The 12,965-nt window shown below is 70.0% G+C and carries 11 protein-coding genes; 8 read left to right on the top strand and 3 right to left on the bottom strand.

Translation table 11 applies throughout. From position 1 onward, the window contains the following. Positions 1–47 precede the first annotated feature (47 nt). From ACSMXX_RS02185 to ACSMXX_RS02195, 3 genes are all read left to right on the top strand, one after another. Positions 48–470, top strand: a complete 423-nt coding sequence (locus tag ACSMXX_RS02185) for a nuclear transport factor 2 family protein (RefSeq protein ID WP_473182319.1) — start codon at positions 48–50, stop codon at positions 468–470. Positions 471–526: 56 nt separating this feature from the next. Then, positions 527–1,087 carry a RipA family octameric membrane protein gene (locus ACSMXX_RS02190; RefSeq protein WP_473182320.1) on the top strand — a complete coding sequence of 187 codons (561 nt, stop codon included), beginning with the start codon at positions 527–529 and terminating at the stop codon, positions 1,085–1,087. 99 nt (positions 1,088–1,186) lie between these two features. Continuing rightward, entirely contained in the window at positions 1,187–2,413 is a 1,227-nt protein-coding gene (locus ACSMXX_RS02195) for a M20 metallopeptidase family protein (protein ID WP_473182321.1), read from the top strand. Here ACSMXX_RS02195 and ACSMXX_RS02200 read toward each other — a convergent pair. From ACSMXX_RS02200 to ACSMXX_RS02210, 3 genes are all read right to left on the bottom strand, one after another. Continuing rightward, positions 2,402–4,357 (bottom strand): class I SAM-dependent methyltransferase, encoded by a 1,956-nt coding sequence (locus ACSMXX_RS02200; protein WP_473182322.1) that lies wholly within the window; start codon positions 4,355–4,357, stop codon positions 2,402–2,404. The two genes, ACSMXX_RS02195 and ACSMXX_RS02200, sit on opposite strands and share 12 nt — an antisense overlap. Positions 4,358–4,520: 163 nt before the next feature. Continuing rightward, positions 4,521–5,987 carry a dihydroorotase gene (locus tag ACSMXX_RS02205; protein ID WP_473182323.1) on the bottom strand — a complete coding sequence of 489 codons (1,467 nt, stop codon included), beginning with the start codon at positions 5,985–5,987 and terminating at the stop codon, positions 4,521–4,523. Beyond that, positions 5,984–7,405 carry an FAD-dependent oxidoreductase gene (locus ACSMXX_RS02210; RefSeq protein WP_473182324.1) on the bottom strand — a complete coding sequence of 474 codons (1,422 nt, stop codon included), beginning with the start codon at positions 7,403–7,405 and terminating at the stop codon, positions 5,984–5,986. The genes ACSMXX_RS02205 and ACSMXX_RS02210 overlap by 4 nt, the downstream gene beginning before the upstream one ends. Before the next feature lie 231 nt (positions 7,406–7,636). Here ACSMXX_RS02210 and ACSMXX_RS02215 point away from each other — a divergent pair, with 231 nt between their 5' ends. From ACSMXX_RS02215 to ACSMXX_RS02235, 5 genes are all read left to right on the top strand, one after another. After that, complete coding sequence (locus tag ACSMXX_RS02215) at positions 7,637–8,425, top strand: IclR family transcriptional regulator (protein WP_473182325.1); 789 nt, start codon at positions 7,637–7,639, stop codon at positions 8,423–8,425. Beyond that, positions 8,422–9,663, top strand: coding sequence for a CaiB/BaiF CoA transferase family protein (locus ACSMXX_RS02220; protein WP_473182326.1), 1,242 nt, complete (start codon positions 8,422–8,424; stop codon positions 9,661–9,663). Before ACSMXX_RS02215 ends, ACSMXX_RS02220 begins: the two co-directional genes overlap by 4 nt. Beyond that, positions 9,660–10,538 carry an HpcH/HpaI aldolase/citrate lyase family protein gene (locus ACSMXX_RS02225; protein ID WP_473182327.1) on the top strand — a complete coding sequence of 293 codons (879 nt, stop codon included), beginning with the start codon at positions 9,660–9,662 and terminating at the stop codon, positions 10,536–10,538. The genes ACSMXX_RS02220 and ACSMXX_RS02225 overlap by 4 nt, the downstream gene beginning before the upstream one ends. Before the next feature lie 90 nt (positions 10,539–10,628). Continuing rightward, positions 10,629–11,456 carry a cyclase family protein gene (locus tag ACSMXX_RS02230; protein ID WP_473182328.1) on the top strand — a complete coding sequence of 276 codons (828 nt, stop codon included), beginning with the start codon at positions 10,629–10,631 and terminating at the stop codon, positions 11,454–11,456. Further along, positions 11,453–12,955 (top strand): MmgE/PrpD family protein, encoded by a 1,503-nt coding sequence (locus tag ACSMXX_RS02235; RefSeq protein WP_473182329.1) that lies wholly within the window; start codon positions 11,453–11,455, stop codon positions 12,953–12,955. The genes ACSMXX_RS02230 and ACSMXX_RS02235 overlap by 4 nt, the downstream gene beginning before the upstream one ends. Positions 12,956–12,965: the final 10 nt, after the last annotated feature.

Here is a 12,965-nt window from a genome sequence, read left to right on the forward strand (position 1 = left end):
AGTGGTGACGAGCTCCGGGGACTCGCCTGCCGGTATACGGTCGGGCGATGACTGACGACGCTGGTGTCCACCCGGAGAGGCAGGGCCGCGACGACGAGTCGGACCACGCCCGTCTCACGGCTGTCGCGGCGGACTGGGCGGCCGCGATCGTGTCGGACGACTCCGCGCGGATCGCCCGGTTCATGGCCGACGACTGGGTGATGGTCTCCGACACGGGAGTCTCCTCCAAGGAGCAGTTCCTCTCCTACGTCGGGTCCGGAGATCTGACCCACTCCGCGATGGATCTCGTAAGCCCGCCCAGGATCCGCGTGTACGGCGACACCGCGGTCTTCACCGGGCGGGTCACCAACACCGCCCACTACCGGGACCGTCGCTTCGACGCCGACGAGTGGACGACGGATGTCTTCGTGCGACGGGACGGCCGCTGGTTGTGCGTCCTGAGCCAGATCACCGCGGCGGCCTCGGACTGAGAGGGTGGCCGATCGCGGGCCTGGTGGCCCGCGTGCGGGTGCTTCATACTCATTCCATGGGATTAGTCGACTACCTGGGATCCTATTTCCGTCGGGGGCAGGTTTCGCTGGACGACGTCAGCGGGCGTCTGTGGAACACAGCGATCGACGAATCGGATTACACGGAGCGTTCCGAGAAATATCAGACGGCGATCATGGACCAGTACAAGCTCTATGTGGAGATGGCCGACCGCATGAGCGTGCGCCGGGCCACCGCCAACACATTCTTCCTCCTGGTGAACAGCACTGTTTTCGCGTTCATCGGGCCGCTCACCCAGAACGCACCGCTCCAGAAGAATTCGGTGCTTGTGCTCACTTTCGGAATGCTGCTGGTGCAGTGCGGAGCCTGGTTCTGGCTGCTGCGTTCGTACCGGCAGCTGAACTCGGCCAAATTCCGGGTCATCGGCGCACTGGAGGAGCGTCTGCCTGCCGCGCCCTGGTTCCGTGCCGAATGGGCCGCGATCGGAAGGGGAAAGGACAAGTCGAAATACTGGCCCGTGACACAGCTCGAACAATGGGTGCCCGTGGTGTTCGCCATTGCCTATGTGACGTTGATGGTCATCGTGACGGTCGGCTAGTTCCGCTTCGAACCGCGGGGTCCGCGGTATGTACGGGCGCGGCGAGGGCGGCGTTCACGCACTCTTCTCACAGTCCGCCCGCACGGGCATTCTGGCCGGATGGATGCCGCCGGATTGCCGCCGCCCGCCGAATACGGGGTCTTTCTCGCCGGGCTCGTGCAGCTCGTCGACGACGAGATCCCCGGAGTCGTCTCACTGCGCGAAGCGCTGCACGCGGAGCCGGAGACCGGATTCGCGGAAACGGCGACGGCACGCACGGTCTCGGAAGCGATGGGCGAGCCGGGGCTCACCGTGGCGGGCACCGGTCGGCTGTACCGCGTGGGCGACGGGGAGGGCCCCGGCGTCGGGGTCCGCGCGGAGCTGGACGGGCTTGCGATGACCGAGGCCACCGGCGCTCCGTACGCCTCGCGCAACGGCCGTATGCACGCGTGCGGACATGACGTGCACCTCGCTGCGCTGGTGGCGCTCACACGGGCGGTCCGGCGGGTGCCGGCGCGGGAACTGCCCGGCCCGTTCGTGGCCGTCTGCCAGCCCAGCGAGGAGCGCCATCCGTCAGGAGCGCTGGCCATGGCCGGCGAGCCGCAGGTCGCGGCCGCGGTCGACGCGGTGGTCGCGGCGCATGTTCACCCCGATCTGCCGTGGGGATCGGTGGGCGCGGAGCCGGGAGCGGTCAACGCCGCGGCCGACGCCGCCGAGATCCTGGTGGAGGGTGTGGCCGGGCACGGCGCCTACCCGCACCGGACGCGCGATCCCGTCCTCGCCCTGGCGCACGTCGTCGTGGCACTGCACGGCCTCGTCGGACGCCGCATAGACCCCGTGCACGGTGCGGCGCTCACGGTGGGAAAGCTGGAGGCGGGCACCGCCGAGAACGTGATCCCCGGTGAGGCGCGGGCGTCGGCCACGCTGCGAGCCCTCGACGGCGCCGACCAGGAGACGTTGCGGACGGCAGTGCGCGACGTAGTCGTGGGAGTGGCACAGGCGTACGGGTGCACCGGCTCGGTCCGGTTCACCAAGAGCGAGCCGCCGCTCGTCAACGACGAGATGTTCGCGGCTCGGGCGAAGGCCATGGCCGCGGCCGCAGGCCTGCGGGCCGCCCCACCGTGGCGATCCTGCGGCGGGGACGATTTCGCCCACCTGTCCAGGCTGGGCCCGACGTTGATGGTCTTCGTCGGTCTTGACGGCGCACCCGGGTTCCAGGAGAACCCCCTGCACCACCCGCGCTTCCTGCCGCCGCACGAGGCGATCCGTACGGTGGCCAGGGCGCAGGCCCTCGGCTACGTGGCCGGCTGTGCGACAAGGGCGGGGCGCACCGCGTCACTTGGCTGACAGCGCCGCACCGGACGACTTGCGGAGCACGATGATCCGGAAAGGCATGTCGCGTCTTCCCACCGAGTGGACGACGCACTCGAAGCCGTGCGCCCGCGCCGCGGCGGTCAGCCGCTGCGGCGACGTCGCCCGGGTCATGTCCGCGTTGCCCTGCAGATAGGTGTCGGCGTCCTGCGCGTTCATTCCGTGCGAGACCATCCAGTTGCGCCAGTTCTCCACCATCTGCCGCGTCTCGTCCTCCGTGTCCGCGCTGAACACGTCCGCGAAGACCAGGCTCGCGTCGTCGCCCGAGTATTCGGCGCAGCTCGCGAAGAATCCGTCCAGCGTCTCGTCGGTCGGGTCCGGCCCGATGAGGAAGTGCATGGCCAGCGAGCCGAAGATCACCCCGTAGCGATGGGGCGGAACGCCTTCCCACGCGGTTCCGCGGACCAGGCGGAAATCGAAGTGGTTGTAGTCGTTGGGCTTGAGGGACTCGCGGGCCCGCCTGGTCATCTGTTCCGCCCGGTCGACGGCCCGGTACTTCGCCACGGGGCCCATGTGGTCGAGGTCGAAGAAGGGCTTGTTGGTGGTCTCGATCCAGGGCAGCAGGCGCTGCGTCAGATTGCCGGTGCCGTAGCCGACCTCCAGCAGGTCCACGGGTTTGGCGTGCAGCGCGTAGATTCTCAGGATCTCCCGTGAGACGTGGGACGCGCAGTCGTCGATCATCTGGTTGTACAGCGGAATCCAGCAGCGGATGTTCCGGTCGTACAGCTCGAAGTAGTCCGAGGAGCGGTATTCGGTCTCGTTCGTCCACTCCAGGTCCCAGCGGCCGACTCCTGTCTTCGCCAGAAGCTCACGCCGCAGGTCGGGGACCTTGCTGTTGGGATCGAAGTGGACGGCCCGCTGCTTGATCGCGTTGTAGAACTGGGTGGCGGTGGCGTGCTGGAAACTGTCACGTTTGACGATCAGCTGGCGGCCGCCGCTGTTGCCGGGCTTCATGCGGTAGCCGCCGACGATGTCCGGCCCGATCAGCAGCAGGTGGTGGCCGATCGCATCGGATCCGAGCGGATGCACCTCGTCGGCGCGCAGCGTCTCTCTCGTGGCGATGTAGATCTCGTACTTGCGGTCACGGTGCCGGACCTTGTGCCGTTTCCACAGACTGATGTATTCCGAGAGCGCGAACTCGTCCTCGAAGAACCATCTCCAGTCGACGAGGAAAATCCGCTCGTCGACGCTGACGCTGAGCTCCTCCGGATGGTCCGGCATCCAGAAGGGCTCGGTGGTGTCGGTGAGGTCGGCGATCGCAGCGACTCTGCCGGCTCCCCAGTGGCGAAGCCGTGAGAAACTCGCCGTGTAATAGTCGGAGTCGGTGACGAATCGTTTGGGACCGCCGCTCTCGACTTCTTGTGCGAGCGCGTCGAGCCATCCGCTCATCAGATGCGGCGTCGGATGCTCCGCGGGATGCGCGGAGAGGAAACTCTGGATCTTCTCGGCCAGGCTGTCGACGCTGTGCTGTACAGCGCGGCGGCCAGGGGTCAGGAGGCTCGACTCCAGGTTCGCCAGCAGACGGCTGAAGCGGTTCTCGAAATCCTTGAATCCGGCCTCGTCGGTGACGTCGCCGGGGTATGCGAGATATTCGGGGGCGCCGAAATCCGCGGGCAGTTCCTCCGACGAATTCCCCTGCTTGACGATGATGAGCGGCCGGTTCAGTGCGTGCGCGAATCCGGCCTCGTAGCCGAGATTCGGCGTCAGCCCGTCGCTGGCCTCGAGAATCACCAGGTCGGAGCGGATGATCTCGTCACCGATCTTCGTCTTGATGTTGTCGATGCTCTCGTTCTCGCTCCAGTCGTAACAACTGAATCCGAAAGCCGCCAGCTGCTGCTTGATGCACCCTAATGCCTTGTCGACCGCGTTCCGGTTACGGGCCCGCTTGCTCCAGGCGAGAAAGGTGGATACCGACGTCACGTTGCCCCCATGTCTGCCGCTTGACTTATGACTCTAGCCGCGTTGCTGACCCCGCGTCAGCCCTCGCCGCTCAAGGCCCTGTGCTGCGACGGGAGTTGGGGGAAGCGCTTGCTTTCGGTGAGCGCCGCACGGCGCCGGCTCGACCGGCTTCCGGATTCTCGGGTCAGGCGGTGGCGGGGCGGGAGAGGTAGCGGCCGTTCGACTCGCCCGTCACCTGACGGTTCGCGTAGACGGGCCGGCCGCGCAGGTAGGTCGACTCCACCGTGGCGCCGATCTCCAGGCCCTGGAGCGGGGTGTACTCCTGGGCCGACTCGGAGTCCGCCGCGTCCGCGGTCCAGGAGCGGCCGGGGTCGACGAGGGCCAGATCCGCGTCGTACCCCTCGGCGATCAGGCCCTTCGAGCCGAGACCGAAGCGGCGGGCGGGTGCCCATGACGTCAGCTCCGCGACCTTCTGCAGCGGCAGTTCGTGGGAGCCGGCAGCACCCGCCAGTCCTGGAAGCAGGTATTCCGTGCCGCCGAAGCCGGACTTCGCCGCGAAGACGTCGTTCTCCGGCTCGCCGAACTTGGACTCCTCCTTGCAGCAGGCATGGTCGCTGACGACCCAGTCGACGTTGCCAGCCACGAGGTGCTCCCACAGCGCGTCGACGTCCTCCTGCGGCCGCAGTGGCGGGTTGACCTTTCCGCCGATGCCCGAGGCGGTCTCGATGTTCGCCAGCAGGTGGCCGATGGTGACCTCGCGTCGGAAGTCGACCTGCGGGAACGTCTTCGCCATCAGCATCGCGGACTCGATCGCCCGGCGCGAGGAGAGGTGCAGCAGGTTGATGTTGGGCAGTTCCGTCTCGGCGGCCAGGAAGCTCGCGATGGTGACCGCCAGTCCCTCCGAGTGCGGCGGGCGGGAGGCGCTGTACGCGGCGAGGCCGGTCAGCTCGCCCTCCTCCTCGACGAGCCTGGTGTACGCCGTCATGATCTCGGCCGTCTCGCAGTGCAGCGACAGGGAGATGGAGTCGGCCAGCTCCGGGTACTTCTCGCGCGCCGCCTGGACGCCGCGCATCACGAACTCGAAGTGGGCCAGGTCGTACCGCTCGTCGGGAGGGATCATCAGGAACGAGTTCTGGTCGGCCGAGCGGCCGTGCAGGCCGTGACTACCGTAGAACATGAACACCTTGAACGAGGGGACGCCGAACCGGGAGATGAGCTCCGGGATCTCCTCGATGTGCGACCTCTGCATCGGCGCGAGATGGAATCCGTAGTCGACGTGGCTGCGGCCCTCACAGGCTTCGAGGACCAGCGGGAAGACCTCGTCGTAGCTGCCGCCGCGGTTCATGTAGTACTGCCCCGTGCGCATGTAGGTGAGCGCCGTCGTCACGCCGCCCTGTGCGCAGGCGCGGCTCTCGCTCGCCGTGTCGTCCGGCAGCGGGTTGTATATCCCCCAGTGCTGGTGTGCGTCCACGACGCCGGGGAAGGCCAGCAGGCCCCTGCCGTCGGTCACTTCACGCGCGTCCTGGGCCGGGATGCCCGGGGCGATGCGGCGGAAGACGCCGCCGGCGATGCCGATGTCCGTGGTGGGGATGTCCGCGGCGTCGTGCCTGACCAGTCGCACGTTCTTGATCAGCAGGTCGAACTCCGTCATCGCGCTGTGCCCTCTCCGTGTGCGTAGGTGCATGACATGGTGTCCGCCGCCTGCCACGCAAGGCCCAGGGCCGGCAGCAGTCCGTTGCCCGCGAGATAGCCGGCGGCGCCGTGGCCCGATATGCCGTGTGCCGCGCCTCCCGACGCGTAGAGACCGCCGATCGGTGCCCCGTCCCGGTCCAGCACGCGCGCCCGGCCGTCGACGACGAGCCCGCCCTGGGTGTGGAACAGCGCGGGCACGACCTCGACGGCGGCGAACGGCGCCCGCAGCGGCTCCTCGAAGAACGTCCGGCCGAACCTGTCGTGACCGGCCGTCCCGCGAGCCAGTGCCACCTGATCCGCGACCGAGGACGCCAGCGCCTCCGCGCCGCAACCGGTGCGCGCCGCAAGCGTGTCCAGGTCGTCCGCCCACAGCAGCGCCCCCGCCTCGGCGGTCTGCCGGAAGTCGGTGAAGGACCGGCACAGGTCGTGGATGCGCCGGTCGAGCACGATCCAGCCGTACGCGCCGGGGCGGGCCGCGAGAGCCGCCGCGTACTCCGAATAGCCGGCGGTCTCGTCCCCGAACCGCTCGCCGTCCGCGTCGACCATGACCGCGCCGTGCATGACGGTGGCCCAGCCGACCAGCGTCCGGGAGCGGCGGGCGAGCGCTGCGTGCCCCTGGTAGGCGTCCATGAAGGCGCACGCGGCGCCGTGCCGCAGGCCGGTCGCCAGGCCGTCGCCCGAGGAGAACTGCCCGCCGTGGTAGTCGGCCGTCGCTATCTCCGGCATGTGCCGGGTCACCAGTTCGCGGTTCGCGCCGTATCCGTTCGTGGCGAGCAGCACCCCGCGGGCTGGGATCGTCTCCCGGTGAGCGCTCGGGTACTGGACCACCGCTGCGGTGACGGCCCCGGCGGCGTCGAGCGTGACGTCCACGAGCCGGGCCGGAACGAGCAAGTCGGCCGACGGATGCGCCCGCACCCGCTCGTGGAGATGCCGGAGCAGCACGGACCCGTGGCGTCCGTCGACGGTGTGCAGCCGGTCGGCGGAGTGTCCCGGATAGCTGAAGTCCCGTACGAGCTGGAGCGGCAGGCCCGCGCTGTCCGCCAGCCACTCCACCAGGGGCGCGCTGAGCCCGGCGAGCGCGGCGGCCAGCACCGGGTCGGCGGCGCCACGGGTCTTGGCGGTGATGTCGGCGAGGAAGCGCTCCGGGCTGTCCTCGACGCCCGCCGCGAGCTGCCAGCGCGTACCCGCTCCGGGAATCATCGCCGTGGACATCGAGGTGTTGTTGCCGTGCAGGAACTGCTCGTCCGCATCCACGACCAGCACCCGCAAGCCGGCCTCGGCCGCGCGCAGTGCTCCGGCGAGCCCGCCGCCTGCGCCGGCCACCACCAGGTCGACCACCGCTTCGTCGCCGGTGCTGCCGGTCCGGTCGGTGAGCATCTGCTCCACCTCCCTCTCTGTTCCAGTGAGCGGAACAGTAATACGGATCGATGATTTCAGTGCTCCTAAGGACCGTCAATGCCTGGCGGTAAAACCCAAGTAGAACCGCTGTTTTCTGACGGTCAACCCTTGACCATCAACCGGAGGCAGTGCTTCCCTGTGTTCCATTGAGCGGTACGAACAGGGTGACCGCGCCCGTGTCCAGTGGAAGGGGCAGGTGAGAATGGGGCCATGACGACTCAACCCGGAACCGAGACCGCGGGCCGCGTGATCGACGTCCTGCTGCTGTTCACCGACGGCTCGGACGAGCTCGGGGTGTCCCGGATCGCCCGCGAACTCGGCCTCAGCAAGGCCGTGGTGCACCGCATCCTGCAGACGCTCCTCGCGCGCGGCATGGTGACGCTCGATCAGCAGACCCGGCTCTACCATCTCGGTCCCACCACCGCCGCTCTCGGCGCACGCGCCCTGCGCGATCTCGACCTGCGGGCCGTGGCCGCGAGCACCCTGCGGCGGCTGCAGGAGGAGACGCGGGAGACGGTGACTCTCACCGCGCTCGTCCCGGGAGGACGCGCCTACGTCGACCAGATCGTCAGCACCCACGAGGTGAAGATGACCGTGGAACTGGGCCGGAGGTTCCCTCTGCACGCCGGCAGTTCGGGAAAGTCCGTGCTGGCGTTCCTGCCGGAGCGGCGCCGCGAGGAGATCCTCTCCGCCGGGCTCACGGCCCTCACCGACAGCACACCGACCGACGCGGACCGGCTCCGCGAGGAGCTGGCCTCGGTCCGGGACACCGGATACGCGTCTTCCGCAGGCGAGCGCCAGGCGGACGCGGGATCAGTGGCAGCACCGGTCTTCGGACTCGACGGCGAGGTCCTGGGAGCGGTCTCGGTGTGCGGTCCGCGCTCCCGCGTCACACCCGGGTTCGTACGCGAGTGCGCGCCCCGCGTGGTCGCGGCCGCCCACGACATCTCCAAGGCGCTCGGCCGGCCCGGCACGACGGAAGGATCACGATCTCCATGACCGACACCGCGCCCGTGGACACGGGCGGCTCCGGAGCGGAACCGGCTGCCGCAACCGCCGCCGCTCTGGACGGCGTCAAGGTGCTGGACATCGCCACACTCTTCGCGGGACCACTCGCCGCCACCCTGCTCGGCGACTACGGCGCCGACGTCACCAAGATCGAGCATCCCAGGGGCGATCCGGTACGCAGCCACGGTGCGAGCAAGGACGGCGTGGGCCTGTGGTGGAAGATGCTCTCCCGCAACAAGAAGGCGATCACGCTCTACCTGGGCAGCCCCGAGGGCCAGGAGACCTTCCGCCGCATGGTTGCGGACGCCGACGTCGTGATCGAGAACTTCAGGCCGGGCACGCTTGAGCGCTGGGGCCTCGGCTACGAGGTGCTCTCGGAGATCAACCCCCGCCTGGTCCTTGCCCGGGTCACCGGCTTCGGGCAGTACGGGCCGTACGCCGGGCGCCCGGGTTTCGGCACCCTCGCCGAGGCCATGAGCGGGTTCGCGGCCATCACGGGCGACCCGGACGGTCCGCCGACGCTGCCGCCCTTCGGCCTGGCCGACGGGGTGTCCGCGCTGACCGCCGCGTTCGGCATCATGACCGCGCTGCACGCGCGTGAGCGTACGGGGCGCGGCCAGGTGCTCGACCTCGCGATCATCGAACCGATGGTCACCCTGCTGGGCCCCCAGGCAATCACGTACGACCAGCTCGGCGAGCTTCAGCCGCGTACGGGCAACAGGTCGGCGAACAACGCGCCGCGCAACACCTACCGCACCAGGGACGGCAGTTGGGTCGCCGTGTCCACCAGTGCGCAGTCGGTCGCGGAGCGTGTGATGCGCCTCGTGGGCCGGCCCGAGTACGTGGACGAGCCGTGGTTCGCCTCGGGAGCGCAGCGGGCCGAGCACGCCGACGAGCTGGACGAGGCGGTCGGTTCCTGGATCGCCCGGCACACCCGCAGCGAGGTCACCGAGGCCTTCGAGGAGGCGCAGGCAGCGGTCGCGCCGATCTACGACATGAGTGACATCTTCGCCGACGCCCAGTACCGGGCGCTGGAGACCATCACGACGGTCGACGACGAAGAGCTCGGTCAAGTCCGGTTCCAGAACGTGCCGTTCCGGCTCAGCGAGACGCCCGGCCGGGTCCGCTGGCCGGGTCCGCGCAAGGGCCGTGACAACGCCGAGGTCTTCGGTGCGTACGGCATCGGCGCCGACGAGCTCGCCGACCTGGCGGAGCGGGGCGTCATATGAGCGCCGCGAACAGCGCTGGCTTCGGCGGCCCGAGCAGCAGGCCCGTCGGGGCAGTGCGGTCCTGGCTGTACGTCCCCGCCACCAGGCCCGGGCTGCTGGAGAAGGCGATGCGCGGCGACGCCGACGCCGTCGTCCTCGACCTTGAGGACTCGGTGCCCGACCAGCACAAGGACGAGGCACGCGCGTTCGCGGCCGAGGCCGCATGCCGTCCCTGGCCGAAGCCGCTGTGGATCCGCATCAACCAGGTGCAACTCCCGCAGGGCGAAGCCGACTTGGCCGCCCTCGCCGGCACTCCCGTACAGGGCCTGAGACTGCCCAAGTGCGAGGGGCCGCTGCAAATCGCGACCGTGCTGCGCCACCTCGACGCGCCGCTGCACCTGCTGATCGAGACGGCGCTCGGTGTGGAGCGCGCCTACGAACTCGCCACCACAGCCCCGCAGGTGACGCTTCTGTCGCTCGGCGAGGCGGACCTCGGCGCGGACCTGCGGGTGCGTACGGGCGAAGCGCTCGGCTGGGCGCGCGGCCGCGTCGTCAACGCGGCCCGGGCGGCCGGTCTGGCCCCTCCTGTGCAGAGCGTATGGACGGACGTGGCGGACCTGGAAGGGCTTACCGCGAGCACCGGACTCGCCCGCGACCGCGGCTTCCACGGCCGGTCCGTCGTGCATCCCCGTCAGGTCGCCCCCGTCAACGCGGCCTTTACGCCGAGACCGGCAGAGGTCGAGGACGCCCGCCGCCTCGTCGACTCCCTGCGGCAGGCCGGGGCCGCCGGCAGCGCCGCCTGGCTCGACGACGACGGCCGTCTGATCGATCCGGCGGTCGTGGCCCAGGCCCACTGGGTGCTCGAACTGGCGACGGGCCGCGTACCGGCCGGCTGACCGCCCGGCGACCGGGTCCGCCGCCCGGCAACGACCGCGTCCCGCATTCCAACTCCCTCTTCTTTCCGCACCGTTCACGCAAGGCAGGCCATGACAGCACCTCCGCAATCCCCGGACCCGCTGCTCGACGCGCTCTCCGGCGGCGCGCACATCGTCGAGCTGGGTCAGCCGCTCTTCACCGGCATGCCGTGCTCACCCAACCACCCCGGGTTCCGGATGACTCTGGAACGCCGCCACGGCGACATGGTCCGCCCCGACGGGGGTTCCGCGTCCAGCGAGGTGATCATCACCGGCGGCCATGTCGGCACCCACATCGACGCTCTGTCCCACGTCAGTCACGACGGCAGGCTGCACGGCGGGGTGGACGCCGCCGAGGCGCAGGCGGGCGGCGCGTTCTCACAGCACGGCGCCGAGCAGATCCCCGCGATGGTCACCCGTGGTGTCCTCCTCGACGCGGCCGCGGCACACGGGACCGGCACACTGCCCGGCGGATACGGCGTCACCGCCGCGGACCTGGAGCACGCGGCCGCACTCGGCGGTGCGGAGCCCGGCGAGGGCGATGTCGCTCTCGTACGCACAGGCTGGGCACGGAACTTCGGCGACGCGGCGGCCTATCTCGGCGGGGAGTCCGGCGTGCCGGGCATCACCGAGGAGGCGGGCGAGTGGCTGGCCTCCCGTGGCGTACGGGCCGTGGGCGCGGACACCACCGCCTGCGAACAGATCCCGGCGGGCGCGGGCCACCGGCTTCTGCCGGTCCACCGGCTGCTCCTCGTCGAAAGCGGCATCTACATCATGGAGCACCTGGCGCTGGAGGACGTCGCGGCCACCGGCCGGCACCAATTCCTCTTCGTCGTCGCTCCGTTGAGGATCGTCGGCGGCACCGGGTCCCCGATACGTCCGCTGGCGGTGCTCGGATGACGGCCCCGGCGGGGCTCACGGACGCGGAGTTCACGCCCGCGCAGCAGCTCGCGCGGTTCGCGACCGCAGTACGTAGGGACGGCCTCGACGGAGCCCTCCGCGACAAGGTCGCCGGGCACCTGCTCGACATGCTCGGCAACAGCCTCGCCGCACTCCCCCAGCGGCCGGGCGCAGCCGTGCGGGAGCTGGCGGAGGAGTGGGGCGGCGCCCCCGCCGCCACCGTGATCGGCTCCGCCACGCGGCTGCCCGCGCCTTCCGCCGCTCTGGTCAACGGCACTCTCGCGCACAGCCTGGACTTCGACGACACCCATCTGCCGTCCGTGCTGCACCCCTCGTCGTCCGTGCTGCCTGCCGCGCTCGCCATCGCGGAGTCGGCCGGCGCGAGCGGCGCCGAGCTGCTGGCCGCCTCCGCCGCCGGCATCGAGGTGACGTGCCGGCTCGGAATGGCGCAGTACGACGCGGAGTTGGGCAACTCGGTCTTCTTCGACCACGGTCTGCATGCCACCGCGATCTGCGGTGCGATCGGTGCCGCCGTGGCCGCGGCCACGCTCCGCGGACTGGACGCCGACGGTGTCTGTGACGCCGTCGGCATCGCGGCCAGCATGGGCTCCGGGATCATCGAGGCGAACCGCACCGGCGGCACCGTCAAGCGCGTGCACTGCGGCTGGGCCGCGCACGCCGGCGTGGTCGCCGCGGACATGGCCCGGCTCGGGCTGACGGGACCGCCCACCGTCCTGGAGGGCAGGTTCGGCTTCTTCCGGGCGTACTGCGGCGAGCGGTTCGACGCGGAGAGAGCCGCCGCTGCTCTGACCGGGGACCTCGGCCGGCGCTGGGAGCTGTCACGGCTGTTCGTCAAGCCGTACCCCTGCAACCACTTCACGCACGCCGGGGTCGACGCCGCGATGCGTTTGCGGGACCGGGGCGTGACTGCGGACTCGGTCGTCCGGCTGACGCTAGGCGTGCCCGCACCCGTGCTGCGTACGATCGCCGAACCCGCCGAGGAGAAGGCACATCCGCGTTCCGGCTACCACGCGGCGTTCAGCGGCCCGTACACCGTGGCCGCCGGACTGCTAGCGCCCGTACCGGCCTCTTCGGACGGCCCTGCCTCCTCGGACGGACTGGGCGTGTTCCATGAGGACTTCACAGATGAGGCGGCGGCCGATCCCGCACGCCTCGCGCTCGCCGGCCGCGTCACCTGCGTCGCGGACGAGGAGTGCACCGAGGTCTTCCCCCAACAGTTCCCTGCCGTGCTCACCGCGGAACTCGACGACGGCTCCACCGTCACCGAGCGGGTCATGGTCAACAGGGGCAGCCCGGAAAACCCTCTGCAAGCCGGAGAACTCACTGCCAAGTTCACCGCCAACGCCCTCGGCACGGGCGGCGGTCCAGAGGCGGAGCGGGCAGTGAAGGCTCTGGCCGACGAGATCTGGAACATCGGCAACTCCCACGACACCGCGGGTCTCACCCGTGCGCTGTCCAACGCGGTGACCGGCACCTGAGGCACCCGAG

Source organism: Streptomyces sp. DSM 116795, assembly GCF_055792905.1.